27 protein-coding genes are annotated in these 25,854 nt (G+C 62.1%); 17 read left to right on the top strand and 10 right to left on the bottom strand.

Features of this window, described 5'->3' with window-relative positions; genetic code table 11:
• Positions 1–2: 2 nt before the first annotated feature.
• On the bottom strand, positions 3–1,160 hold the full coding sequence (locus BC443_RS06695) for an ABC transporter permease subunit (RefSeq protein WP_071231052.1): 1,158 nt from the start codon (positions 1,158–1,160) through the stop codon (positions 3–5).
• A gap of 41 nt (positions 1,161–1,201) precedes the next feature.
• Positions 1,202–2,242: an amino acid ABC transporter substrate-binding protein gene (locus BC443_RS06690; protein ID WP_071231051.1), complete on the bottom strand. Its 1,041-nt coding sequence runs from the start codon at positions 2,240–2,242 to the stop codon at positions 1,202–1,204.
• Positions 2,243–2,407: 165 nt separating this feature from the next.
• On the opposite strand from BC443_RS06690, the gene BC443_RS06685 reads away from it, so the two are divergent.
• Together BC443_RS06685 and BC443_RS06680 are read left to right on the top strand one after the other, a co-directional pair.
• Positions 2,408–3,310, top strand: coding sequence for a LysR family transcriptional regulator (locus BC443_RS06685; protein ID WP_071231050.1), 903 nt, complete (start codon positions 2,408–2,410; stop codon positions 3,308–3,310).
• A gap of 108 nt (positions 3,311–3,418) precedes the next feature.
• Entirely contained in the window at positions 3,419–3,925 is a 507-nt protein-coding gene (locus tag BC443_RS06680; RefSeq protein ID WP_071231049.1) for a YetF domain-containing protein, read from the top strand.
• Between the two features lie 18 nt (positions 3,926–3,943).
• Here BC443_RS06680 and BC443_RS06675 read toward each other — a convergent pair whose 3' ends face one another.
• From BC443_RS06675 to ribA, 3 genes are all read right to left on the bottom strand, one after another.
• Positions 3,944–5,803 (bottom strand): ABC transporter ATP-binding protein, encoded by a 1,860-nt coding sequence (locus BC443_RS06675; protein WP_139284250.1) that lies wholly within the window; start codon positions 5,801–5,803, stop codon positions 3,944–3,946.
• A 130-nt stretch (positions 5,804–5,933) separates the two neighbouring features.
• Positions 5,934–6,656: a hemolysin III family protein gene (locus BC443_RS06670; protein ID WP_083387254.1), complete on the bottom strand. Its 723-nt coding sequence runs from the start codon at positions 6,654–6,656 to the stop codon at positions 5,934–5,936.
• 150 nt (positions 6,657–6,806) lie between these two features.
• Complete coding sequence (ribA, locus tag BC443_RS06665) at positions 6,807–7,442, bottom strand: GTP cyclohydrolase II (protein ID WP_071231171.1); 636 nt, start codon at positions 7,440–7,442, stop codon at positions 6,807–6,809.
• A gap of 228 nt (positions 7,443–7,670) precedes the next feature.
• Between ribA and hemE the strand changes: the two genes are divergently transcribed.
• From hemE to BC443_RS06625, 8 genes are all read left to right on the top strand, one after another.
• Entirely contained in the window at positions 7,671–8,759 is a 1,089-nt protein-coding gene (hemE, locus tag BC443_RS06660; protein WP_071231047.1) for a uroporphyrinogen decarboxylase, read from the top strand.
• Entirely contained in the window at positions 8,731–9,240 is a 510-nt protein-coding gene (locus BC443_RS06655; protein ID WP_071231046.1) for a DUF393 domain-containing protein, read from the top strand. The genes hemE and BC443_RS06655 overlap by 29 nt, the downstream gene beginning before the upstream one ends.
• A 67-nt stretch (positions 9,241–9,307) precedes the next feature.
• Positions 9,308–9,676 (top strand): VanZ family protein, encoded by a 369-nt coding sequence (locus BC443_RS06650; protein WP_247643234.1) that lies wholly within the window; start codon positions 9,308–9,310, stop codon positions 9,674–9,676.
• Between the two features lie 303 nt (positions 9,677–9,979).
• Entirely contained in the window at positions 9,980–11,008 is a 1,029-nt protein-coding gene (locus BC443_RS06645) for an amino acid ABC transporter substrate-binding protein (protein WP_071231044.1), read from the top strand.
• A gap of 85 nt (positions 11,009–11,093) precedes the next feature.
• The gene (locus BC443_RS06640) at positions 11,094–12,284 is read left to right on the top strand and encodes an amino acid ABC transporter permease (protein WP_071231043.1); all 1,191 of its coding nucleotides are present in this window, start codon (positions 11,094–11,096) and stop codon (positions 12,282–12,284) included.
• Between the two features lies 1 nt (position 12,285).
• Entirely contained in the window at positions 12,286–13,395 is a 1,110-nt protein-coding gene (locus tag BC443_RS06635; RefSeq protein WP_071231042.1) for an amino acid ABC transporter permease, read from the top strand.
• A gap of 115 nt (positions 13,396–13,510) precedes the next feature.
• The gene (locus BC443_RS06630; protein WP_071231170.1) at positions 13,511–14,239 is read left to right on the top strand and encodes an amino acid ABC transporter ATP-binding protein; all 729 of its coding nucleotides are present in this window, start codon (positions 13,511–13,513) and stop codon (positions 14,237–14,239) included.
• A 152-nt stretch (positions 14,240–14,391) separates the two neighbouring features.
• The gene (locus tag BC443_RS06625; protein ID WP_071231041.1) at positions 14,392–14,817 is read left to right on the top strand and encodes a host attachment family protein; all 426 of its coding nucleotides are present in this window, start codon (positions 14,392–14,394) and stop codon (positions 14,815–14,817) included.
• A gap of 28 nt (positions 14,818–14,845) precedes the next feature.
• Here BC443_RS06625 and BC443_RS06620 read toward each other — a convergent pair whose 3' ends face one another.
• Positions 14,846–15,772: a LysR family transcriptional regulator gene (locus BC443_RS06620; RefSeq protein ID WP_071231040.1), complete on the bottom strand. Its 927-nt coding sequence runs from the start codon at positions 15,770–15,772 to the stop codon at positions 14,846–14,848.
• Positions 15,773–15,924: 152 nt separating this feature from the next.
• On the opposite strand from BC443_RS06620, the gene BC443_RS06615 reads away from it, so the two are divergent.
• Positions 15,925–16,701, top strand: coding sequence for a ferredoxin--NADP reductase (locus BC443_RS06615; RefSeq protein WP_071231039.1), 777 nt, complete (start codon positions 15,925–15,927; stop codon positions 16,699–16,701).
• A gap of 155 nt (positions 16,702–16,856) precedes the next feature.
• Here the strand turns inward: BC443_RS06615 and glnK are convergent, their stop codons facing one another.
• The 3 genes from glnK to BC443_RS06600 all read right to left on the bottom strand — a co-directional run bounded on the left by glnK (position 16,857) and on the right by BC443_RS06600 (position 18,980).
• Entirely contained in the window at positions 16,857–17,195 is a 339-nt protein-coding gene (gene glnK, locus BC443_RS06610; RefSeq protein WP_035476361.1) for a P-II family nitrogen regulator, read from the bottom strand.
• A 170-nt stretch (positions 17,196–17,365) separates the two neighbouring features.
• The gene (locus BC443_RS06605; protein WP_071231038.1) at positions 17,366–18,616 is read right to left on the bottom strand and encodes an ammonium transporter; all 1,251 of its coding nucleotides are present in this window, start codon (positions 18,614–18,616) and stop codon (positions 17,366–17,368) included.
• A gap of 25 nt (positions 18,617–18,641) precedes the next feature.
• The gene (locus BC443_RS06600) at positions 18,642–18,980 is read right to left on the bottom strand and encodes a P-II family nitrogen regulator (RefSeq protein WP_071231037.1); all 339 of its coding nucleotides are present in this window, start codon (positions 18,978–18,980) and stop codon (positions 18,642–18,644) included.
• A 312-nt stretch (positions 18,981–19,292) separates the two neighbouring features.
• On the opposite strand from BC443_RS06600, the gene BC443_RS06595 reads away from it, so the two are divergent.
• The 6 genes from BC443_RS06595 to BC443_RS18140 all read left to right on the top strand — a co-directional run bounded on the left by BC443_RS06595 (position 19,293) and on the right by BC443_RS18140 (position 24,622).
• Complete coding sequence (locus tag BC443_RS06595; protein WP_071231036.1) at positions 19,293–19,619, top strand: accessory factor UbiK family protein; 327 nt, start codon at positions 19,293–19,295, stop codon at positions 19,617–19,619.
• A 200-nt stretch (positions 19,620–19,819) separates the two neighbouring features.
• Complete coding sequence (locus BC443_RS06590) at positions 19,820–21,331, top strand: YifB family Mg chelatase-like AAA ATPase (RefSeq protein WP_071231035.1); 1,512 nt, start codon at positions 19,820–19,822, stop codon at positions 21,329–21,331.
• A 54-nt stretch (positions 21,332–21,385) separates the two neighbouring features.
• A complete protein-coding gene (locus tag BC443_RS06585) occupies positions 21,386–21,844 on the top strand; it encodes a MarR family transcriptional regulator (RefSeq protein WP_071231034.1) in 459 nt (152 codons plus the stop codon).
• A gap of 161 nt (positions 21,845–22,005) precedes the next feature.
• Positions 22,006–23,553, top strand: a complete 1,548-nt coding sequence (locus tag BC443_RS06580; protein ID WP_071231033.1) for an MFS transporter — start codon at positions 22,006–22,008, stop codon at positions 23,551–23,553.
• Positions 23,554–23,558: 5 nt separating this feature from the next.
• A complete protein-coding gene (locus tag BC443_RS18145; RefSeq protein WP_170835854.1) occupies positions 23,559–24,227 on the top strand; it encodes a biotin/lipoyl-binding protein in 669 nt (222 codons plus the stop codon).
• Positions 24,228–24,244: 17 nt separating this feature from the next.
• On the top strand, positions 24,245–24,622 hold the full coding sequence (locus tag BC443_RS18140) for an HlyD family efflux transporter periplasmic adaptor subunit (protein WP_170835853.1): 378 nt from the start codon (positions 24,245–24,247) through the stop codon (positions 24,620–24,622).
• A 43-nt stretch (positions 24,623–24,665) separates the two neighbouring features.
• On the opposite strand, the gene BC443_RS06570 is transcribed toward BC443_RS18140, so the two are convergent.
• Positions 24,666–25,772 carry an aminotransferase class I/II-fold pyridoxal phosphate-dependent enzyme gene (locus tag BC443_RS06570; RefSeq protein WP_071231032.1) on the bottom strand — a complete coding sequence of 369 codons (1,107 nt, stop codon included), beginning with the start codon at positions 25,770–25,772 and terminating at the stop codon, positions 24,666–24,668.
• Positions 25,773–25,854: the final 82 nt, after the last annotated feature.

The following is a 25,854-nucleotide window of genomic DNA, read 5'->3' as shown; positions in this document are numbered from 1 at the left end:
CCTCAGTGAGTCCGCAGTCCGATCCGGTGGTTATAGAAGTTCATCAGGGCGGATGTCACCAGGCTGAAAACGCAATAGGTCGCCATCACCAGCGCGATACATTCGATCGCCTGGCCCGTCTGATTGAGCGTGGTGCCACCGGTCGAGGAGACCAGCTCCATGAAGCCCACCACGACACCGAGCGACGAGTTCTTGATGATGTTGAGATAGGTGCTGGTGAACTGTGGAATCATCGGATAGATCGCCTGCGGGATGATGAGCTTCGCCATCGCCTTGCGCTCGCGGAATCCCAGGGCGTCTGCGGCTTCGTATTGACCGCGCGATACCGACTGAATGGCGCCGCGGACGATTTCGGCGATGTAGCTGGCGCTGTAGATCGACAGCGCCAGCCACAACGCGAGCAGTTCGGGGGTCAGTGCTACGCCACCACGGAAGCTGAATCCGTGGGAGACGGGTAGATCCCATTGCCACTGGGCGCTGCTGACCAGATAGCATGCCACCGGAATAAGCACGGCCCCGATGACGATGGCCGGCCAGCGGGCTGGCCCCAACCCTTTCCAGGGCTGGCGTGCGAGATACCTACCCATGACGAGATATCCCAGCAGACCGCCAAGGCACACGCACAGAAGCCCCCAGCCGATCAATGAGCCGTCGCTGGACCACGGCAACATCAGTCCTCGATTGCTGAGAAAGGCGACATCGAAAATCGGGATCGCTTGACGCACGCCGGGCAGCGCCAGCGTCAGGCTGTACCACCAGATCAGGTGGACGACGAGCGGGACATTGCGCAGAAACTCGACCAGTAGATAGCTCAATCGACTGACCAGCCAGTTGGGAGATACTCGGCAGACTCCGAGCAGGACACCCAGTACGGTAGCCAGGGCGATACTCATCAACGAAACCAGCAGAGTGTTGAGCAAGCCGACCAGATAGGCGCGAAAATAGGTGTCGTCAGGGGAGTAGTCGATCAGGTGAAACGTGATGTCGTAGCCAGCGCGATCCTTCAGGAAGCCGAAACCGGAGGCGATACCCTTGGCATCAAGATTGGTGCTGGCCTCGGAGATCAGCCAGTAAAGGCCCACTGCGACCAAGAGCAGTACAGCGCCTTGTTGCAAGGCGCTGAGCACGCGGGCGTTATGCAGACGTGGAGTCAGGAACATGAGGAATTCCAGGCCGCCCGTTGATGGGCGGCACGATGTGATTAGCGAATCGGTGCTGGATAGATTAGCCCGCCGTCAGTCCACAAGCGGTTCAAGCCACGATCGAACTTGAGCGGTGTTTCGGGGCCGACATTGTTGGTGAAGATCTCTCCGTAGTTGCCGACCTGCTTGATGGCTTGGTAAGCCCAGTCATTGCTGAGACCGAAGCGTTCGCCAATATGCCCGTCGGTGCCCAGCAGTCGAGCAACCTTGGGGTTGTCGGCAACCGGGGCGTCACGCATCTCGTCGACATTGTCGGAAGTAACGCCAAGCTCCTCGGCATTCATTAGAGCGAAAGCGGTCCAGGTCACGATGTCACGCCATTGCGCGTCGCCCTGGGAAACATAGGCACCCAGCGGCTCCTTGGAAATGATGGTAGATAGAATCGTATAGTCGTCCGGATTGGCGAACAGCGTACGCCGCGCCGCCAGGCCAGTCATGTCGTTGGTGATGGCGTCACAGCGGCCTTTCTGGAAAGCACTGTAGAGCTCGCTGCTCTTTTCGATCACCACCGACTTGTAGCTCAACCCCTTGCGACCGAAGTAATCGGCCAGGTTCTGTTCGGAGGTCGTGCCTGGCGAGAGGCAGAACGTAGCGCCATCGAGATCCTCAATCTTGCTGATGCCGAATTCCGCGTGGGTCATGAAACCTTGGCCGTCATAGAACCACGGCGTGGTGAAATCGGCGCCAAGATTGGCATCCCGTGAGGCCGTCCAAGTCGTGGAACGTGACAGGATGTCGATTTCACCGGATGAGATGGCGGTAAAGCGATTCTTCGATGAGGTAGAAACGTACTCTACCTTGTCGGCATCTCCCAGCGTCGCTGCCGCAACGGCGCGACAAAGATCGACATCCATACCTTTCCAGTGGCCATCGTCGGTGAGGTATGAGAACCCCGCCTTGTCGCTACTCACTCCACAGCGTACGGCATCGTGCTGTTGAACGTCCTGTAATGTGCCGGCCTGAGCCTGCCCCAGCCAGACCGAACCGAACAGTGCGCAGCCAAGAGAGAGGTATCGGGTCAACCCTTTGTTATTCTGCATGATCGAACCTTTCGATTGTTGTGTGTTCTGGACGCGCCGACTCTACGAGAACGATGCAGAGATGGCACTGCCGCTAGTAGCCAAATTACGTACAATCGAAAACCGAGAACAGCAGCGATTGATCCGGTTAGCTGCACCCATCATCGAATATTTGAATGATCTAATATGGAAGTCGCCTGGTACGAAGATTTTCTGGCGCTCGCCGATACGGGAAAATTCACCGCCGCCGCGAAGCTCAGAAACAGCTCGCAATCCGCGCTGAGTCGGCGGATTCGCCTGCTTGAGAAACAGTTGGGTGCGGCGCTCGTCGATCGCCAGGCGACGCCGGTCCGATTGACTGCCGCCGGCGATGCACTGCTGCCCACCGCCATGGAACTGGTGCGCTTGGCTCAGGAATGCGAGCAGAGCGTCAAGGTGATCGATCGTCCATTGACCTTTGCTTCGCTGCACACCTTGGCGTGCAACTTCTTTCCGCAGTGGATTTCACGCTATACCTGCATTCATGGCCCTCTCTACACCCGGATCGACACCGGCCATAAGACGACGGAAAACTATTACATGGCGCTCATGTCCGGGCGCTGTGACTTCATTCTTTTCTATCGTGACGAGGAGTCAGAGCGCTACTTCCAGCGCGAGGACTTCGAAGCCATTTCCCTGGGTCACGACGAACTGTACTGGGTCGGTACGCCGCAACTAGCGTCGGATTGTCTGCGAAGCGATCTGCCGATTCCCTGGCTGACCTATTCGCGCAGTGCCCAACTGCACGCGCTCGCGCGCGACCAGGTCAGCCGTCACCCACAGCCGCATCGCTTGAAGCGGGTATTCGAGGCCACCGTATCCGAGGCGCTCAAACCGATGGTCGCCATGGGGCATGGCATCGCCTGCATGCCGCACAGCATGGTGGAACCGCTGATCGACGACGGCAGCCTAGTGCGGCTCTACCCGGACATGCCGTCCGAGCATCTCGAGATCATCCTGGTGCGCTGGCTGGGTAATCGAAACCGGCCTGCAGATGCGTTTTGGCAGTCTCTGGACGCTGCCAGCGAATCGGCCGGCATCGCGAATTAACGGCTCCCCATCATCGCGTGGAGAGGGCAAGGCTACGCGGCTGGCCGCATCGCGCCACGGCACCTACGCTGACAGCTCCTCTATCACAGCTTGATCAGGAGTCTATCCATGCATCCGATCGTCCATACGATCGTCGTCGGGATCATCAGCTATCTGGTCCTGATCGCCATCATCCGGCTCTCCGGCAAGCGCACGCTGTCGAAGTGGAACGCCTTCGACTTCGTGGTCACCATCGCGCTGGGGTCGACGCTGTCGACGGCGCTGGTCTCGACCCAGGTTTCGCTGGCGCAGAGCATCACGGCGTTTGCGGTCATCGTCGCGCTGCAGTTCGTGATCACGTTTTCCTCGGTGCGCTCTCGTGCCGTCAAGAATCTGATCAAGTCGCAGCCGACGCTCCTGCTGTTCCAGGGTCAGTTCCGTCAGGAGGCGATGGCGCAGGAGCGGGTGGTCGAGGCCGAGGTGCGTGCGGCGATTCGCGAGAACGGTATCGCCGACGTCGAGCGTGTACATGCGGTGGTGCTGGAGACCGACGGCACCTTCAGCGTCATTCCCGACCCCGGCGGCAGCAATTCGGCGCTGCAGGGTGTGGCGGGGCTGTCGTCACATCGGGCGTGACGACACCCCGCGCGCCTGTCAGCGCGTCTCGTCCGCCATGGGCTGGGCGGGTTCCGCTTCCAGAAAGCCGCCCGACTGGCGTCGCCACAGCCGGGCATAGAGGCCGTTCTTGCGAATCAGCTCGTTATGGCTGCCTTGTTCGACAATCCGGCCCTGCTCCATGACGACGAGCCGATCCATGGCCGCGATGGTGGAGAGGCGATGGGCGATGGCGATCACCGTCTTGCCCTGCATCAGCTGGTCGAGATTTTCCTGGATCGCGGCCTCGACATCGGAGTCCAGCGCCGAGGTGGCTTCGTCGAGGATCAGGATCGGCGCATCCTTGAGCATGACGCGGGCGATGGCCAGGCGCTGGCGCTGGCCGCCGGAGAGCTTGACGCCGCGCTCGCCGACATGGGCGTCGAAGCCCTGCCGGCCGTGAATGTCGCGCAGCGACTCGATGAACTCCGAGACGTGGGCCTGTTTCGCCGCCTGCCACGCCATCTCGTCGGTGGCGTCGGGCCGGCCATACAGCAGGTTGTCGCGCACCGAGCGATGCAGCAGCGAGGTGTCCTGCGTCACCATGCCGATTTTCGCGCGCAGGCTTTCCTGCGTCACGTCGGCAATGTCCTGCCCGTCGATGCGGATTGCGCCGCCTTCCAGCTCGAAAAAGCGCAGCAGCAGGTTGACCAGGGTCGACTTGCCGGCGCCGGAAGGGCCGATCAGCCCGATCTTCTCGCCGGGGCGAATGTGGAGCGAAAGATCGTCGATGACGCCGCTGCCCTTGCCGTAGTGAAAGCGGATATGGTCGAACACGATCTCGCCGCGATCGATGGCGAGCGGCTTCGCCTCGGGCTCGTCCTCGATCTGGCGGGGCAGGGAGAGCGTCGCCATGCCGTCCTGCACCGTGCCGATGTTCTCGAACAGCGCGGAGACTTCCCACATGATCCACTGCGACATGCCCCATAGCCGCATGACCAGGCCGAGCGCCACGGCGACCGCCCCTACGCTGACGGCTTCGGTCAGCCACAGATGGATCGATAGCCAGCCGATGCTGAACAGCAGCAGCGCGTTGAGCAGGTAGAGCAGCCCGTAGAGGCCGGTGACCAGCCGCATCTGGCGATGCACGGTGACCAGGAAGCCATCCATGCTCTCCTTGGCGAAAGTCGCTTCGCGGCTGGCATGGGAGAACAGCTTGACCGTCTGGATGTTGCTGTAGCTGTCGACGATACGGCCCGTCATGCGCGAGCGCGCGTCGGCCTGGGATTTGGACACGCGACCCATGAGCGGCACGAATACCCGCAGCAGCACGAGATAGCCGGCCAGCCACGCCACCAGGGGAAGCGCCAGACGCCAGTCGGCGTTGCCCACCAGCAGCAGCGTGCCGAGGAAATAGACGCTGACGTAGTTGAGCACGTCGAACAGCTTGATCACGCACTCGCGTACGGCCAGCGCCGTCTGCATCACCTTGGTGGCGATGCGTCCGGCGAATTCGTCCTGATAGAAGCCCATCGATTGCCGCAGCAGATAGCGGTGCGCCAGCCAGCGGATGCGCATGGGGAAGTTGCCCATCAGCGTCTGCTGCTGGAACAGCGAATGCAGCCACACCATGCCGGGCAGCAGGAGCAGCACGACGAACGCCATGCCGGCCAGTTTCCAGCCCTGGTCGGCGAGAAACGTCTCGCGATCCTGGCCGGCCAGCCAGTCGACGATGTTGCCGAGAAACCCGAACATCCACACTTCGATGCCGGCGATCAGCGCCATCAGCAGTGTTGCCGCCAGCAGATAGGGCCAGGCGCCTTTGGTGTAATGCAGGCAGAAGGCGACCAGCGTGTCCGGTGGACGTTGCGGTTCCTGCGGCGGAAAGGGGTCGAGACGGTTTTCGAACCAGCGAAACATGGCAATCCTTGAAGGTAAGCACGGCGGACTGGCGGGCTTCCATTGCGGGGCACTGCCAGCCGCTACCGATCATAGCCGCCTCGGGCGCTTTGGCAATCCGCGTTTTGACATCAGCCGTCGCGGGTAGGCGTCAGGCCTGAAAGGGCAGCACGGCGGTGTAGACCGCGAAGAAGTGGCAGACGCTGCCGCCGATCACGAACAGATGCCAGATGGCGTGATGAAAGGGGATCGCGCGTACGGCGTAGAAGATCACACCCACGGTGTAGGCGATGCCGCCGGCGACCAGCAGCGCAATGCCGGTGTCGGGCAGATGGTCCGCCATATCGCCGGAGGCGATCAGGATCAGCCAGCCCATGATCAGATAGATGAAGACCCGCAGCACGCTGAACCGATGCGGCCAGATCAGGCGCAGGGCGATGCCGCCGAGGGCGAGACTCCAGACGACGGCGAACAGCGCCCAGCCCATCGGGCCGCGCAGGTTGACCAGCAGAAAGGGCGTATAGGTGCCGGCGATCAGCAGGTAGATGGCGCAGTGGTCGAAAGCCTGGAACACGCGCTTCAGACGCTGGCGGCGGAAACCGTGATAGAGCGTCGAGGCGGTGTAGAGCAGCAGCAGGCAACTGCCGTAGAGCGAAACGCTGACGATCTTCCACGGATCGACATGGGCTGCGATGCTGGCCAGCACGATGAGGACGATCATGCCGGCGAGGCTCAAGGCGGCGCCGATACCGTGGCTGATGCTGTGCAGCCACTCCTCGAGTCTCGAGAACTCTGCACCGGATTCATCGGCGCTGGGCCGGCTGCCCGAGGGAGCCGATCGTTGGGTCGGGTAATCCGGTTGAACGTCTGACATGATATTCGAACCCCCTCGACGATCAGGGCGCGCAGGATGCAAAGCGGTGTCCGATTGGACAGGCTGTTGCGGCCCGGGTTCAGTCTATGGGCTCATCATGACGCTGAGTTGACGCCGGTAAAAGCCCGCGAACGCAGGGTGCGAGAAGATTCAGGCGTCGCGCTCGATGTCCACGTCGCTGGCCGGGGTGAAATCGTCCAGATCCATCATGTGATTGAGCTTGCCGACCTTGGTGGTCAGGTAGTGCTCGTTGAACGGATTGCGACCGGTGGTGATCGGCAGGCGCTCGTGAATGGTCACGCCATCCTGGCTCAGGGCCTCGACCTTGCGCGGGTTGTTGGTCATCAACCGCAGCGACTGGATGCCGAGATGCTCGAGCATGGGCACGCAGATATCGTAGCGGCGCTGGTCGGCGCCGAACCCGAGCCGTTCGTTGGCCTCGACGGTATCGGCGCCGTCATCCTGAAGCGCGTAGGCGCGGATCTTGTTGAGCAGGCCGATCCCCCGGCCTTCCTGGCGCAGATAGAGCAGTGCGCCGCGCCCTTCGTCGGCGATCCGCTTGAGGGCTTCCTGCAACTGGTAGCCGCAGTCGCAGCGCATCGAGAACAGGGCATCGCCGGTCAGGCACTCCGAGTGCACCCGAGCGAGAACCGGCTCAGGCGTGGTGATGTCGCCGAGCGTCAGCACGACGTGCTCCTTGCCGGTGGACTCTTCCTGGAAGCCGTGCAGCATGAACGTCGCCCAGGGAGTCGGCAGTTGCGATGCGGCGATGAAGCGGATCGTCACGATGACCTCGCGATGTGGAAAGGCGCTCGAATACGGTTGCCGAAGCGCCGGATGATGAATAATCAAGGGGCGGCATTATAACAGGCTTGCCGGCCGATCCGTTACAAGGCTGCAAATCGCGCCGATAGCGGACATCAATTTTGACACCCGGAGGTTTTACTGCATGTTCGGGCGATCCGTTACAATGCGGAGGCTCTTGATTAAATTCTCTCGACTATGAAGGCTGCCATGACACTATCCCAGGATCTCCAGCCGCGGGCGCTGCACAACGATCGCCTGCTGCGGGCGCTGGCTCGCCAACCGGTTGACCGCACACCGGTCTGGATGATGCGCCAGGCGGGCCGCTACCTGCCCGAGTATCGTCAGACCCGGGCCCAGGCCGGCAGTTTCATGGATCTGTGCCGCAACGCCGATCTGGCCTGCGAGGTGACGCTGCAGCCGCTCGAGCGCTATCCGCTGGATGCGGCGATCCTGTTCTCTGACATCCTGACCATTCCGGATGCCATGGGGCTGGGGCTCTATTTCGAGACCGGCGAAGGTCCCAAGTTCCGCAAGACGGTGCGTTCCGCCGCTGACGTCGCGGCGCTGACCGCGCCGAATGCAGAGCGGGATCTCGACTATGTCATGAACGCCGTCAGCACGATTCGCCGCGAGCTCAATGGCCGCGTGCCGTTGATCGGCTTCTCCGGCAGCCCGTGGACGCTGGCGACCTACATGGTTGAAGGCGGCTCGAGCAAGGATTTCCGCCATCTCAAGGCGATGCTCTACGGCGATCCGCAAACCCTGCACGCGCTGCTGGGTATTCTCGCAACCGCCGTCACCGACTACCTCAATGCGCAGATTCGCGCTGGCGCTCAGGTCGTGCAGATTTTCGATACCTGGGGCGGGGCGCTATCGACGCCGGCCTATCGCGAGTTCTCCCTGGCCTACATGCAGCGCATCGTGGATGGTCTGATTCGCGAACACGACGGCCGTCGCGTGCCGGTGATCCTGTTCACCAAGAACGGCGGGCAGTGGCTCGAGTCGATCGCCGACAGCGGCTGCGACGCGGTCGGTCTGGACTGGACCACGGAGCTGAGCGATGCCCGGCGCCGTGTCGGCGAGCGGGTTGCGCTGCAGGGCAACCTCGACCCCAACGTGCTGTTCGCGCCGCCGCAGCGGATTCGCGAAGAGGTGGCGCGCATTCTCGAGAGCTTCGGGCCGGGCGAGGGCCATGTCTTCAACCTGGGGCACGGCATCAGCCAGTTCACCGACGCGGGCCACGTCACCGCCTTCATGGACGCCTTGCATGAACTCAGTCCCGCCTACCACCGGTGAGCCTGTCAGCAGCGAGCCTGTCGCTAAAGAACCCGGCGACGGCCTGCTGCTGTTCGATGCCGACTGCCCGTTCTGCCGGCGTTCGGTGCGCTGGCTGCTGGCGCACGAGCGCCCCGAGAGCCGGCTGCGCATCGCCGGGCTGAAAAGCCCGGTATCCCGCCGACTGGGCGAACACTTCCAGATCGACTTCTCGGGTACCGACAGCATCTGGTACATCGCCGACGGCGAGCTCAGCTGCAATAGCGATGCCGCCTGGCGCCTCGCGACCCGGTTGCGGGGAGAATGGCAGCGTATCAGTGCGCTGCGCCGGGTGCCGCGAGCGTTGCGTGAACGCACCTATCGATTCATCGGTGATCATCGCCACCGCTTGGCCTTCCTCGGCGCCGACCGTCTCGAGAGCCATGAACGCTGGCTGACATCGCTGACGCCGGCACTCTGCCAACGCTGCGGCTTGCCGCCCGATCTCGCCGATGAAGGGTGAGCCTGGGCCCCGATGCAGTGAATGTCCCGGCAGACGAGACAGTGAACCAGGAGAGATGCCGATGCCCATGAGCGTCTGGCAAAAAGGGTGCGCGCTGGCCACGTTGATCTGGGCGGCGGGGATCGCCTGGGGCAGCTTGAGCCCGGCTACCGACCTGCCGCAGCACCTGCCGTGGGACAAGTTCAATCACTTCATTGCCTACGCTGGCCTGGCAACAGGTCTGCGTCTTACGGGTTGCCGGTGGCCGGTTGCGTGGGGCGCGGCAGTCGTCTTCAGTATCGGCATCGAATATCTGCAGGTCTGGGTGCCAGGGCGTCATGGTGGAGACTGGGGCGATATTCTTGCGAATGCACTAGGCGCTGGCGCGGGCCTGCTATTGCTGGCTCTGGCTCGACGCGGGAAATCGAAGCGACGCCGTCGTCTGTCTGGACGATAGCCGGTCTGGCCGGTCTGGAAAAAAGTCGGAAAGATCGATACGCCATCTCCAATGTATGCCACGTTGACTCGCGCTTCGACTCAGGCACCTTTTTGGTGCGTCTGTGTTTTTTAAGCACTGTTTTGAAACAATTTATTGCCGCCAAGATGTCGATGCCGGGCGTCATGACGGGTCATCCGCCTCGAAAAGCCATTCAAAATAGACTTTTAAGCACAATAAGACAGATGTGGAATGGACTTTGCTACTGTCGTACGAGCATGCTCGGCATGCACTTATACGATAACGCTAGGGAGTTGATTCACTATGCGCCACAAGAACAAAAGCTTGGCCCTGCTCTCCATCGCTGCCCTGGGAGCGCTGGCCGCGACGCAAGCTCAGGCCGCCACGCTGGATGACGTCAAGAGCAACGGTACTCTCCGTTGCGGCGTCAACGCAGGCCTGACCGGGTTTTCTGCACCGGATCAGGACGGGCACTGGACCGGCATCGATGCCGATTTCTGCCGGGCGATGGCCGCTGCCACACTGGGTAAATCCGAGTCGGTCGCGTTTACCCCGCTGACGGCCAAAGAGCGTTTCACGGCGCTGCAGTCCGGTGAGGTGGACGTACTATCACGCAACACCACCTGGACCGCCATGCGGGACAACGCCCTGGGGCTGAACTTCACCGGCGTGACGTTCTACGACGGCCAGGCCTTCATGGTCTCGAAGGATCTCGGGGTGAATAGCCTCAAGGACCTCAATGGTGCAACGATCTGCATCCAGTCGGGCACGACCCACGAACTCAACATTGCTGACTACTTCCCGGCCAACAATCTCGACTATCAACTGGTGACGTTCGACACGCCCGACCAGACCGCCCAAGGCTTCGATAGCGGCCGCTGCGACGTGCTGACTTCCGACTCATCGCAACTGGCGGCGCTGCGCCTGCAGCTCAAGGATCCGGACAGCGTCACCATTCTGCCCGAGCGTATTTCCAAGGAGCCGCTGGGCCCGGTCGTGCGCCAGGGTGACGATCAGTGGTTCGACATCGCCAAGTGGACGCTGTTCGCCATGCTCAACGCCGAAGAACTGGGCGTGACCAGCGACAACGTCGATGAGATGCGCGACAACCCGCCGAATCCCGGCGTGGCACGTCTGCTGGGCAAGGACGGCACGTACGGCGAGCAACTGGGGCTGGACAATGCCTGGGCCTACAACATCGTCAAGCAGGTCGGCAACTACGGCGAGATCTACGCACGCAACGTCGGCGCTGACTCTCCGCTGAAGATCGATCGCGGCATCAACGCGCTGTGGAACGATGGCGGCATTCAGTACGCTCCGCCGGTTCGCTAAGCGTCAAATCGTCCTCTCGACACCGCGCCCTTTCGGTCTGAGCGCCGGGGCGCGGTGCCTCTCAACGCTCGAGTAGAGACAGCTCATGCTGCGTCCATCCACTGCCCTTCCGCGACGGGGTCGGGGCCCTTTGTGGCGAAATCCCGCCGTTCGTGCCTTGATCATCCAGGCCGTGCTGTTTCTGGCCCTGGCGATTTTTATCGGTTATCTGGTTCACAATACGCTGCTCAACCTCGAAGCCCGCGGTATCCACACCGGCTTCGGATTTCTGGACGGGCGCGCCGGCTTCTCGATCCCGCAGACGCTGATCGATTACACCAGCGATAGCACCTACGGCAGAACGTTCGTTATCGGGCTGCTCAATACGCTGCTGGTATCCGCGCTGGGGATCGTGGCGGCGACGATCATCGGCTTTCTGGTCGGTATCGCGCGGCTGTCACCCAACTGGCTGCTGGCGCGCCTGGCGACGATCTACGTCGAGGCTTTCCGCAACATCCCGCTGCTGGTCCAGATCCTGTTCTGGTACTACGCCGTGCTGCGGGCACTGCCATCGCCGCGACAGAGCCTGTCGCTGTTCGATGCCTTCTTCTTCAACGTGCGTGGCATGGTGATGCCCGACCCTCAGCCGCTGGACGGATTTGCTGCCACGCCGTGGGCGTTGCTGGTCGCCATCGTCGTCGCGATCGTGTTCGGGCTGTTCGCCAAGCGGCGTCAGGCGCGCACTGGGCAAGCGTTGCCCGTCTACTGGATCGGTGCGGCCATCATCATCGGCTTGCCGCTGATCGTATTCCTGGCCACCGGATCGCCGCTCAAGTGGATGCTGCCGGAAATGGCCGGCTTCAACTTCCGCGGTGGCATCAATATTCTGCCGGAGCTGCTGGCGCTGTGGCTGGCACTGTCGATCTACACGGCTGCCTTCATCGCCGAGATCGTGCGCTCGGGCATTCTGTCGGTTTCCCACGGCCAGACCGAAGCGGCACGCTCGCTGAGCCTGCCGGAGGCCATCACCCTGCGCAAGATCGTCATTCCGCAGGCGATGCGTGTCATCGTCCCGCAGATGACCAGCCAGTATCTCAACCTGATCAAGAACTCGTCGCTGGCCACGGCTATCGGCTATCCGGATCTGGTAGCCGTCTTCGCCGGCACCACGCTCAACCAGACCGGTCAGGCGATCGAGATCATCGCCATGACCATGGCTGTCTATCTGGTCATCAGTCTGACGGTGTCATTCTTGATGAACCTCTACAATGCGCGCACGCTGCTGAAGGAGCGTTGAGATGGCTGACTCTACCTTCCGCACCGAAATGATCGAGGCGCGCGACGCGCCGGACCAGAGCCGGGGCGTGATCGGCTGGTTTCGGGCCAATCTGTTCAACGGCCCGATCAACAGTATCATCTCGGTGGTGGTGATCGTGCTGTTGGCGCGACTGGCCTGGCCGTTCCTCGAATGGGCAGTGATCGACGCCGACTGGGTCGGTACCACGCGTGATGCCTGTACCGGCGAAGGCGCCTGCTGGGTCTTCATCTCGGCGCGCTTCGAATCCATCATCTATGGCTTCTATCCAGAAGCGGCGCGCTGGCGGGTCGATATCGTCTTTGCGCTGCTGGCGATCCTGGTCGCCTGGCTGGCGATCCCGAAAATGCCACGCAAGAAGTGGGTCGCGTTGTTCACGTTGATCGGCTTTCCCATCATTGCCTTCGTCCTGCTGGTAGGCGGCATGTTCGGCCTTGAGCACGTGCCGACCCGCGCCTGGGGCGGGCTGATGCTGACGCTGACGATCGCGGTCGTAGGCATAGTGGGGTCATTACCGCTGGGTATCATCCTGGCGCTGGGACGACGCTCGAAGATGCCTTTCGTCAAGGGCGTCTGCGTGATCTTCATCGAGTTCTGGCGTGGCGTGCCGTTGATCACGGTGCTGTTCATGGCTTCGGTGATGCTGCCGCTGTTCGTGCCGGGTAACATCGATTTCGACAAGCTGGTGCGAGCCTTGATCGGCATCATGTTCTTCTGGAGCGCCTATATGGCCGAGGTCATCCGCAGTGGCCTGCAGGCGATCGGCAAAGGGCAGAACGAGGCCGGGCAGGCGCTGGGGCTGAGCTATTGGCATCGGATGGGGCTGATCATTCTGCCGCAGGCGCTCAAGCTGGTCATTCCGGGCATCGTCAATACTTTCATTGCGCTGTTCAAGGATACCTCGCTGGTGCTGATCATCGGCCTGTTCGATCTGCTGGCGATCATCCGCGCGGGTCTGACCGATTCGAACTGGCTCGGCTTTTCCACCGAGGGCTACGTGTTCGCGGCGGCGGTCTACTGGGTCTTCTGTTTCAGCATGTCCCGTTACAGCCAGTACATCGAGCGTCGTCTGAATACCGGACATAAACGATGAGAGCGATGAACGTCTCCGAATTCATGCCCTCACACAACAAGATCGTGATCAGGAAATCATTGCCATGAGCGAAGTGACAGCGTCTCCGACAACCGCGCCCGGCAGCGACCGACCGATGATCGAGATCGATCATCTCAACAAGTGGTATGGCAACTTTCATGTGCTGCGCGATATCAACCTGACCGTGACCAAAGGCGAGCGTATCGTCATTTGCGGACCTTCGGGTTCCGGCAAGTCGACGATGATTCGCTGCATCAACCATCTGGAAGAGCATCAGCAGGGCTCGATCGTGGTCAACGGCGTGCCGATGACCCATGACGTCAAGCGGATCGAGCAGATTCGTCGCAATGTCGGCATGGTCTTCCAGCACTTCAATCTGTTCCCGCACCTGACCGTGCTGGAAAACTGCTGTCTGTCCCAGATATGGGTGCAGAAGAAGCCGCGCGCCGAGGCGGAGAAGACCGCCATGGAGTATCTGGAGCGCGTGCAGATCGCCGATCAGGCGCTGAAGTATCCCGGCCAGCTGTCCGGTGGCCAGCAGCAGCGTGTGGCGATCGCCCGGGCGCTGTGCATGCGTCCCGAGGTGATGCTGTTCGACGAGCCGACATCCGCCCTCGACCCGGAGATGATCAAGGAAGTGCTCGATGTCATGATCGAATTGGCCCATGAAGGCATGACCATGCTTTGCGTGACCCACGAGATGGGCTTCGCCAAGACCGTGGCCGACCGAGTGATCTTCATGGACCAGGGCCAGATCATCGAGGAAGCGCCGCCCACCGAGTTCTTCAACAACCCGCGCTCGGAGCGCACACAGCTGTTTCTCAGCCAGATCCTGGGTCATTGATGAACCCTGGAGCCTAGCTGCCTGTTGGCGTCGAAGAAGGTCTCATCCTGCGCCCTGCCGAACGGCAGGGCGTATTCGTTCAACCTCTAGTTGAGCGCGGCGCGATTCTCTACCACGCTAGAGGAACGATCCACGGAACAGGAGAATCGATCATGGACAAGACTTATGTAGTGGCTGCCGACGCGTCACGCGCCCGTATCTTCGCCCGCGAAGCGAGGGTGTTGCGCGAAGTGCATACGCTGACGCATCCCGAGGGGCGTTTGCATGCCGGCGATCTTCGAACCGGTGGTCAAGGCGAGGCGTTCTCCGGCCCTGGCGCCAGCCAGCGTCATACCGGCAATGACCAGGCGACTTCGGAGAAGGAAGCCGAGTTTTTCGCCAAGGAAGTTGCCACCTATCTGCGTGACGCCCGGACCCAGGGCAAGGCGGACGAAATCGTACTGATCGCCGAGCCCAGGTTTCTCGGCCATCTGCGCGATAAGCTCGACAAGACGACGATGAAATGCGTGACTCAGACGATCGATAAGGATCTCTCGAAAGCCAGCGAAGAGGAGATTGCCCAGAAACTGGGCTGGTGAAGCGTATATTCGTGATGCCGTCGATTTCTCAGGGAATCGACGGTAGATCGATCTGATCGCTGCGCTGAATGCCGGCGGTCATCTCCCGACACAGCCGCAGAAATTCCCGCATGCCGGTCGTCAGGTACTTCTGACGGTGCCAGATGAACGCGAACCGACGCGTCAGGTCCAGCTCGGGCGTCGCGATCGGCACTAGGCTACCTCGGCGAAAGGCGTCCCTGAGCGCCAAGCGCGATACGCAGCCGATCCCCAGACCCGATTCCACGGCGCGTTTTATCCCTTCGGTATGTTCCAGTTCCAGCAGAATATTGAAGCGGCCCCGGCGGTGGCGCATGGCGTGCTCCAGCGTCCGGCGCGTGCCGGAGCCGACCTCGCGCATGATCCAGGCTTCACGCAGCAGCCTCTCGACATCGGCGGTGCCTTCGCTGGCCAGCGGATGGCGGGGCGAGCAGAACACGGTCAGGTCATCCTCGATCCACGGCTGGATGACGATATCGTCATGCTGGCAGTCGCCCTCGATAAGACCCAGGTCCAGCTCATGTAAGGCGATGCGCTCGACGATGGAGGCGGTATTGCGAACCTGCAGCCTGACCCGGCTTTCCGGGTAGCGCTGCATGAAGTCGCTGATCAGCAGCGTCGCCAGATAGTTGCCGATCGTCAGCGTGGCGCCTACCTCCAGCGAGCCGATGCCGCTCTGACCCTGCAGCAGTTCTTCGATCTCCTCCCCTCGATCCAGCAAGGCGACCGCCTTGGGCAATAGCTGAAACCCGAGCGCGTTCAGCTTGAGGCGCTTGCCGAGGCGATCCAGCAACTGGCAGTCGAACTGACGCTCCAGCTCAGCCAGTGCCGTGCTCGTTGCCGATTGCGACATCGACAACACCCGGGCGGCCCGAGAAACGCTCTGATGCTGGGCAATCGCCACGAAAACCTCGAGTTGACGCAGGGTATAGCGCATGAAGAGCGTCCGTTATCGATTTTATGGATATAGGTTATCCAAATAACCCGCTTAACAGAATACCCATCTTTTCTTATAGTTAACCTATCTATATTGGATTTGATTTATTCTCTTTAGTTATTAGCGTTCGTATTAGAGATAAGGAGCGGGTCATGAGCAAATTTGCCTTGGAAGAGGTACTGAGCGTCCACCACTGGAACGATACGCTGTTCAGCTTCCGGACGACGCGCGAGCGGAGCCTGCGGTTCAAGAATGGCCAGTTCGTCATGATCGGTCTGGAAGTCGACAGCAAGCCGCTGGTGCGTGCCTACTCCGTAGCCAGCCCCAATTACGAAGACCACCTCGAGTTCTTCAGCATCAAGGTACAGGACGGCCCTCTGACATCGCGCCTGCAGCATCTCAAGGTCGGTGATCAGATCATGGTCAGCCGCAAGCCGACCGGCACGCTGGTGTGTGACGATCTGCTGCCGGGGCGCAATCTCTACATGCTCTCCACCGGCACCGGCCTTGCCCCTTTCATGAGCCTGATCCAGGACCCCGAAGTCTACGAGCGCTTCGAGAAAGTCGTGTTGATCCACGGCGTGCGGACCGTCAGCGAGCTGGCCTATGCCGACTTCATCTCCAAGGAGCTGCCGGCGCACGAATACCTGGGTGACGAGATCCGCGAAAAACTGGTCTACTACCCGACAGTGACGCGCGAAGAGTTCCACACCATGGGGCGCCTGACCGACCATATCCGCAGCGGCAAGCTGGTCGCGGATACCGGGTTGCCGCCGCTGGATCCGAAGCAGGACCGGGCCATGATCTGCGGCAGCCCGGCGATGCTCGAGGAAACCAGCGGGCTGCTGGACGAACTCGGTTTCGCCATCTCGCCGCGCATGGGCGAGCCGGGCGACTACGTCATCGAGCGGGCGTTCGTCGAGAAATGATCCGGCTTCGCTGGAAGCTGCACCTGGTTTCGCCAGAGCTGTAAGCCGTAAGCTATAAGAAAAACCCCATCCGGCGAACGCCAGATGGGGTTTTTCTTTCCTCAATCTTCTTTCTTCCAGCCGCGAAGCGGCGATCTTCCAGCTTATCTCTGTGGTTAAACCGCGTCCTTGCCGGTCTCGCCGGTACGAATCCGGATGACCTGCTCCAGCGGCGAGACGAAGATCTTGCCGTCGCCGATCTTGCCGGTGTTGGCCACTTTGGTGATGGCGTCGATCACCTGATCGCTCATGCTGTCGTCGACGGCGACTTCGAGCTTGATCTTGGGGAGAAAATCGACCACGTACTCCGCGCCACGATAGAGTTCGGTATGACCTTTCTGACGCCCGAAACCCTTGACCTCGGTCACGGTAACGCCCTGTACGCCGATCTCGGATAGAGACTCACGCACGTCGTCCAGCTTGAACGGCTTGATGATGGCGGTAACCAGTTTCATGGAAGTTCTCCTCGCATGCGATAGACGAATGATGTGCGCTCAAGTCTGTAAGTAACCATTGTAAATGGCCCGGCAACTATTAGTTTAAGCATACACCGCTGATCGCGGGAATTAAAAAAGGCCCCCCGAGGGGGGCCAGGGGAGCACGCCAGCTCACTCGGTGTATCGGCTCACTTCTTGCCGACGTTGAATTCAGGATAGGCTTCCATACCGCATTCCGCGATGTCGACGCCTTCGTATTCTTCTTCTTCGGAGACGCGGATACCCATGACGGCCTTGATGATGCCCCAGACGATCAGACTGGCGATGAAGGTCCAGGCGAAGATGGTCACGATACCCAGCAGCTGGGCGCCGAAGGTGGCATCACCGTTGGAGAAAGGCACGGCGATCAGGCCCCAGATGCCAACCACACCGTGGACGGAGATCGCACCGACCGGGTCATCGATCTTGACTTTGTCGAGGGCCACGATGGCAATGACCACGAGCAGGCCACCCACTGCACCGATCAGGGTCGCGCCAAGAGCGGTCGGAGCCAGCGGCTCGGCGGTAATGGCGACCAGGCCAGCAAGGGCGCCGTTCAATGCCATGGTCAGGTCCGCCTTGCGGAACCACAGCTTGGCCAGAATGATCGCGGCGATGACACCGCCGGCTGCGGCTGCGTTGGTATTGACGAAGACCTGAGCGACGGCGTTGGCCTCATCGATATTGGAAACCATCAGCTCGGAGCCACCGTTGAAGCCGAACCAGCCCAGCCAGAGAATGAAGGTGCCCAGCGTGGCCAGCGGCAGGTTGGAGCCCGGGATGGCGTAGATCGCGCCGTTCTTGCCGTACTTGCCTTTGCGTGCGCCCAGCAGCAGAACCCCGGCCAGAGCGGCAGTCGCGCCACACAGGTGAACGACGCCGGAACCGGCAAAATCCTGGAAGCCGGCTGCATCGAGGAAACCGCCGCCCCATTTCCAGTAGCCCTGGATCGGGTAGATGAAGCCGGTCATGACGACGGCAAAGAGCATGAACGCCCACAGCTTCATGCGCTCGGCAACGGCACCGGAGACGATCGACATGGCCGTCGCGACGAAGACGACCTGGAAGAAGAAGTCGGAACGCGCGGAGTAGTAGACATCACCGCCGCTGGACATCACGTCGTCGACGCTGTTTTCCGCACCGATCAGGAAGCCGAGGCTCGGGAAGAAGCCGCCGCTCTCGCTGGAATACATGATGTGGTAGCCGACCAGCAGATACATGGTGCAGGCAATGGCGTAGAGGACAACGTTCTTGGTCAGGATTTCGGTGGTGTTCTTGGCGCGTACCAGACCCGCCTCGAGCATGGCGAAACCGGCCGCCATCCACATCACCAGAGCACCCGTCACCAGAAAGTAGAAGGTGTCGAGCGCATAGGAAAGTTGAACAACTTGATCATTCATTCTTTTGTCTCCTCGTTCCGCGCCGTCAAACGGCGTCGGCCCCGCGTTCCCCGGTGCGTATCCGGATCACATCTTCGAGTGGCGTGACGAACAACTTGCCGTCGCCGATCTTGCCGCTGTTGGCGGCATTGCGGATCGAATCCAGCACACCATCGACCCGATCGTCCTCGACAGCGACTTCGACCTTCACCTTCGGCAGGAAATCGACGACATACTCCGCGCCGCGGTACAGCTCGGTATGGCCTTTCTGACGACCAAACCCTTTCACTTCTGTGACGGTGATGCCCTGCACGCCGTTGTCGGCCAGTGCTTCACGCACATCGTCGAGCTTGAAGGGTTTAATGATGGCGGTGATGAGTTTCATCCCTTGTCTCTCCCGTAGTCGGCTTGCGCCTTCAGGTTACAGGCAGGACACATGCCACTCGTGGCCTATTGCTTTAAAATCAATGGCTTGTTTCGGTTTTTGAGCGGCTCGGCATGGCGACTCGTTACTGCGAACCGGGCAGATGCACCAAAGCAATGCATCCGGGTTTTTCTGCTGCACCTTTTGTGCGCAGGCGAGATGGCTCGTGTGCAGGCGAGATGGCGCGACTTTGCGTATGCTGAATGGTCAGCCATCGAGGCACTATCATCAGGCCCGGGTTATCAACGCATCAGGTAGCAAGGAGAGAACGTCATGTCGGCACAGGACCGATTCGAACGCTTGACCAGACAACTGGGTGACAGGTTGCATGGCGCGTCTCAGGCGCCGGGGGATATCCAGCGTAACGTGCAGGGCGTGTTGCGCGGGGCGCTCGAGCGCATGGAAATCGTCTCCCGGGAAGATTTCGACATCATGATGGAAGTCCTGCAACGCACACGAGAGCGCGTCGAGGCGCTGGAGGAGCAGGTCGCAGCACTGGAAAACACGCTCCAGAGCGAGCAGGCATCCCAGCCCAGGGTCGAGCCCCACGCGCCGCCCGCCGTTAACGAGGATGGCAGCGCGGATGGCACGAAGCCCTGAGCGAAACGAGCCTTTATCGAGGCCTGTCTTCCGGGTGGTTGGCGCCCACCGAAACTCGTATCGTGGCATATCCGCTTCCTGTCGTTACCAACCGGTTGCGATAATGCGTAACAGAATGTAGTTGTATAGGCTGAAGGGCATGCCGCTTCGGCATGCTTTTGGCCTGCGGCGACAGCCCAGGTGACGACCTGGGAGACGCTATGACCCTTGCCATCGTGCGCGCTCGCGCCAGCCTCGGACTCGAGGCGCCGGAAGTCCTGATCGAAGTGCATCTCAGTAACGGTCTACCGGGGCTGACGCTGGTCGGGCTGCCGGAGGCGGCGGTCAAGGAGAGTCGCGAGCGGGTTCGCAGTGCGCTCATCAATGCCGGGTTCGAATTTCCCTCTCGCCGCATCACGCTCAATCTGGCGCCTGCCGACTTGCCCAAGGACGGCGGGCGTTTCGATCTGCCCATTGCGCTCGGCATCCTGATGGCATCGGGCCAGATCCCTGTCGAGGCGGCCGAGAAACTCGAAGTCGTCGGCGAGCTGGCGCTGGATGGGGCGCTACGTCCCGTCACCGGCGTTCTGCCCACGGCGCTGGCGGCGCGCCGGGCGGGCCGCGGCCTTGTCGTTCCGCTCGCCAATGCCGACGAAGCCGCGCTGGCCGATGGCGTCGAAGTCTTCGCGGCAGGGCATATTCTCGAGGTAGTGGGTCATCTGCTGGGTCGGGAGAAACTCGCGCCGCACCAATTTGGCGCGCCAATTCGCGCTCGCGTGGCGCAGCCCGACATGGCGGACGTCAAAGGCCAGCATCAGGCGCGCCGAGCGCTGGAAGTCGCGGCGGCGGGTGGGCACAACCTGCTGCTGGCGGGGCCGCCCGGTACCGGCAAGACCATGCTGGCGAGCCGTCTGGCCGGAATCCTGCCGCCACTGACCCAGGACGAGTCGCTCGAGGTCGCGGCCGTGCGCTCGGTCTGCGGTCTGCCGATCATGGAGCGTTGGGGGCAGCGGCCGTTTCGCAATCCGCATCATACGTCGAGCAGTGTCGCGCTGGTGGGCGGGGGCTCGCGGCCGCGGCCCGGCGAAATATCGCTGGCGCACCAGGGCGTACTGTTCCTGGACGAGCTGCCGGAGTTCGACCGTCATGTGCTGGAGGTCCTTCGGGAACCGATGGAATCCGCCCAGATCTTGATCTCGCGGGCCAATCATCAGCGCCGCTTCCCGGCCCGCTTCCAGCTCGTTGCCGCGATGAACCCTTGCCCTTGCGGCCATCTCGGCGATCCGCGCCAGCGCTGCCACTGTAGCCCCACGCAGATCCAGCGCTATCAGTCGCGGCTATCCGGGCCGTTGCTGGATCGGATCGATCTTCAGGTCGAAGTGCCGGCGCTACCCGCGACGCAGCTCACCGACCAGACGCCTGGCGAGTCTTCCGCCAGCGTGATGGAGCGGGTGCTTGCCGCTCGCGAGCGCCAGCAGGCGAGGGGATCGCTCAATGCCCATCTGCCGGGCCCCGAGCTGGAAGCGGCGTGCGCCTTGTCGGCGGATGAACGCCAGTGGTTCGCCACCGTGCTGGACCGACTCAACCTTTCGGCGCGGGCCTACCATCGTGTGCTGCGCGTGGCGCTGACGCTGGCGGATCTGGCCGAAGAGTCCCGGGTCGGCAAGGCGCAACTGATGGAAGCGATTGGTTACCGTCAACTGGATCGAATGCTGGGCGGCGACAGGCCTTGAGCCGACCCGAAATGCGGGGCAGCGAGCATCGATGAACAACGCAGGGGATATCAAATGAAGCGCCAGATCCTCGACACGCTGGGAGAACTCAGCTTCGTCAGCCGTGGTCGGCTGCAGGAAATGGCTCGCCGGGAGGGGATGACGCTGCAGCCGTTTCAGCAACGCGTGCTGTCGTTCGTAGGGCGCTTTCCCGATCAGAAGCAGCAGCAGTTGATGCAGCAGTTCGGGCGCGACAAGGGGCAGGTGGCCCGTGCCTTCAAGGCGTTGGAACAGCAGGGACTCATTCGACGCTGTGGCCGCTCGACGCCCAAACGCATCGTCCAGGCGGAAATGACGCCGGAAGGGGAAGCTTACTTTCAGCGGCTCGAGCAGGTGCGTTTGACGCTGGCCGAGGCGGCGCTGGAAGGGTTCAGCGAGCAGGAGGCCCATCAGCTCGAAGCCTTCCTGAGGCGAATCATCCATAACGTCGGCCGGACCGAAGAAACGCCATCTGGCCAAGAACCCCGCGAATAGCGCGCCGCACCTCGGGCGTCACCGAGATCCAGGCGTTGATACCACGGCGTAAAGTTGACAAGATCAACTTCACGCCGTAGGTTTCCCACCTTCCAAGGCCCGAGCCGCGCTGCATGCTCTCGAAGGTCTGATCACCAATATCTACGCGGTCAGAGAGTTTTATGTCCCTGCGATTGATCCTAGGCCTGGTGGGCATGCTGCTGGCCTGCATTGGCGCGGATATCAACCAGGAGGCGACATCGCTCGCCCTTGCGGACATCCGCGGTGCGCTCGGTTTCAGTGTCGATCAGGGCAGCTGGTTCACGACGCTCTATGCGACCGGCGCCGCCATGGGCATGCTCGTGGCGCCATGGCTGGCGATCACCTACTCGATGCGCCGGTTCGCGACGGCAGCAGTGCTTGCGCTGGCATTCCTCGGACTGGCCTGTACGTTGACCGAATCACGCGCGCTGCTGCTCGGCCTGCGTTGGCTCCAGGGACTGACCAATGGCTTTCTGATTCCGCTGCTGATGGCTGTGGCCCTTCGCTTCCTGACCGCGCCGATCAAACTGTTCGGTCTTGCGGCTTACGGGCTGACGGCGACCTTCGCGCCGAATATCGCCACGCCGGTGGTGGTCTGGGCCAACCATGGCCTCGGTATCACGTTCGTGTTCTGGGCAGTGATACCGGTTTGCGCGGTTGCCGTCGCCCTGATTCTCTATGGTCTTCCCCAGGATCCGGTTCGCCAGGAGCGATGGCGGCATTTCGACTGGCTGGGCTGGCTACTGGGATGGGGGCTATGCGCTTCCGTTGTCATCCTGTTCACTCAGGGAGAGCGGCTTGACTGGTTCAACTCATCCCTGATCCGCGCTCTGGGGTTGGCGTGTCTTCTATTGCTGCCCCTGTTTCTGGTGCGCTGCAGCTTCGGCGCGAATCCGCTGATTCGGCCGCAGCTGGTACTACGCATCAACTTCGGCTTCGGCGTCTTCATGCTGATGGGCGTGATCGCCCTCGGCGCCTCCAGCGCATCGCTGCCCGTGGAGTTTCTGACCGACGTGCAGGGTTATCGTCCGCTTCAGAGCCTGCCGGTGACGCTTGCGCTCGCCTTGCCTTCGCTGCTGATGCTGCCGCTGACCGCCTATGTGCTGAACTTCGAACGCGTCGATGGTCGCTGGATCATGGCGCTGGGGCTCGTGCTGATGGCCGCGGCGAGCTGGTCGAACAGTTACGTCACCACCGACTGGATACGCGATCAGTTCTATCTCTCCCAGGTGATGGCGGCAGTGGGGCAATCGATGGTCGTGGTCGGCCTGCTGATGACCGCGACTGCCGTCGTCGATCCGATGGAAGGGCCGTTCGCCTCGGCCACGATCAACACCTCACGAGCGCTGGCGGGACCCATGGCCAGTGGCCTCATCGGCCACTACCTGGCGCTGGCGATCGATCGCCACGTGCATGGCCTCATGGAGCGCATCGGCGCCATGCGGTTCGCTCTGGCGAACTCGGCATCATTGACCGGGCATAGCCGCGAAGCCTTGAGCTGGTCTGGTGCCACGCCATCCAGTGATGCCCTGCTGCAACTCTATGAGCAGGTCGAAACCAAGGCGGCGGCGCTCGCCTACGCCGACACCTGGCGTCTGCTGGCGCTGATAGCGCTACTGCTGTTGCCGTTCTGCCTGCTGCCCAAGCGCACCTTTGCGCCGCGATTCAACCGACCCAAGCCGATATGACCGCCATGAACCCCAATCCCGATGAAGTTCAACCCCGCTCCCGTAAACCGAAGGTCGTTGCCGGCGTTCTGCTGTCATGCGCCGTGCTGGCGGTAGCGTATCTGGCGTGGATCAGCTGGGGTGACGATGCCGTGGCGTGGACCAACGACGCCAAGCTGGATGCCGACTACACGGTGATCGCGCCGCGTGTCTCCGGGAATCTGGTTGCCGTGCATGTCGAAGATCATGACTACGTTCAGCGCGGCGACACACTGGTCGATGTCGATCCGCGCGACTATCAGGCGGCCGTCGATGCAGCCGAGGCGCAGGTGGCATCCGCCCAGGCGTCGCTGGCGGAGATCGAGGCCGAGATCGCCAGGCAGCCGGCGCTGGTGCGCAATGCTCAGGCCGTGGTTGCCGGTGACGTCGCCAACGCCAACTATGCCCGGCTCGATGCCGAGCGCTACCGGCAGCTGCGTCGCAACGGCAACGGTTCCGAGCAGAGCGCGCAACAGGCGGCCTCGAAAGCGGAGGCGCTGAACGCTCAGCGTGACGCGGATCAGGCCAATCTCGATAGCGTGCGACAGCAAACAGAGGTGCTGAAGGCGCAAAGAGAGAGCATCGAAGCACAGCTTGCGCAGGCCAAGGCGCAACGGGAGCAAGCTCGATTGGCGCTCTCTCCTACGCTCAGTTGAAGGCACCGGTCGATGGCGTGGTAGCCGAGCAGTCGGCGCGTGTCGGCGCCTGGGTGGATGCCGGCACCGCGCTGATGGCGATCGTGCCGGTGCAGGCGATCTACGTCACGGCCTATTACCGGGAAGTCGACATCACCCAGGTGCGCGTCGGCCAGCCGGTGACCGTCTCGGTCGATGCCTATCCCGAACTGACGCTGAAGGGGCATGTCAGGAGCCTGTCGCCGGCTACCGGTATGACTTTCTCGCCGGTGTCGAGCAACGACGCCGCCGGTAATTTCACCAAGATCGTTCAGCGCCTGCCGATCAAGATCGCGCTCGACCCCGGTCAGCCCGGACTCGACCGCCTCAAGGTCGGGCTCTCGGTGGAAACCGAAATCCACACCGCGGCCGACTGAGCTCGCGGACTGTCGAAGTCTGGCACCATCGCCGCCAGCCGTCTCAACGCCCCAGCGCCGCGGCGAGCGCATCCAGCCGTCCCGACACCAGCGCGTCGTCGAGCGCGCTGATACGCAGCACGTGGCCCAGCGCCGGGTGTGCCGGCCGATGAATCAGCGTGCCCTCCGCCAGCAACCGCTGGTGGACCGCCTGGGCCTGTTCGGCGTCGTGCAATCGCAGCGCGACGAAATTGGTCGTGCTGGGCAGCGCCTCGGCGCCGCGCTCGCGCAGCCACTGGCTTAGCGCCTCGCGCCGGTTCACCACCGCCGCCACGTGTTCGCGAGTTTCGTCAGGATGCAGCAGCACGATTTCCGCGGCCGCCAGCGCCAGCGAGGATACGGCGTAGTGAATCCTCACCTTCGACAGCATGGCGTGGGTTTCCGGCGTGGCGATGGCATAACCCACGCGCAGACCGGCGAGCCCGTGAGCCTTGGAAAAGGTACGGAGCCGGATCACGCCGGGCCATACCGCGTTGGCGGCCGGCGACCATGCATCGTCGCGGAAGTCATGGTAGGCCTCGTCCAGCACCAGCGTGCAGTCGTCGGGAAGGCTCTCGCGCAGCGTCATCACGTCGGCGTCGCTGTGGAGGTGGCCGCTCGGGTTGTCCGGGTTGGCGAGATAGATGACACGGGCGTTCTCGCGATCGGCCGCGGCTGCCAGGGCGCCGAGATCCGGCGCCAGATACCCCGGGCCGGTCGCGTACTCGATTTCCACCTGACGACAGCCCTGCCCGCGCACGAAGTAGCTCCAGGTAGGGTAGGTGCCCGCGCTGGTGATGACCGTGTCGCCCGGTTCGCACAGGGCGCGCAGCGTCAGCGCCATCAGGCTGTCCGCGCCCGCATCCACCAGCAGAGCGTCTTCCGGCAGCGCCAGGCTTTCGGCCAGCAGCCGGCGAACCTGCCACGCTTCGGCGTCGCCGTAGGTGCGGGCGAGATCGGCGAACTCGCTGCCGAATCGCGCCGTCAGTGCGCGGTGGGGCATATCGAGCCCCTCGTTGGAGCCGATGCGGTGGGGGAGGGAATGACCCAGGCGGCGTTCCAGCGCCTGCAGCCCGGGGAACGGGTTGTGGGGACCGTCCTGGTCGACGAGGTGACGAGCAAAGCGTGACATGGGCATCTCGGTCATGAACGTTGGCGATGTGAAGGGTGGTCGTGGTCGAGCGTAACAGTTGGCGATGGCGGACAAGGATAGC

It is taken from the genome of Salinicola sp. MIT1003 (genome assembly GCF_001858555.1).
Taxonomy (GTDB): domain Bacteria; phylum Pseudomonadota; class Gammaproteobacteria; order Pseudomonadales; family Halomonadaceae; genus Salinicola; species Salinicola salarius.
The sequence above is the reverse complement of the archived record's forward strand: the minus strand, read 5'-3'. Positions and strand labels throughout refer to the sequence as shown.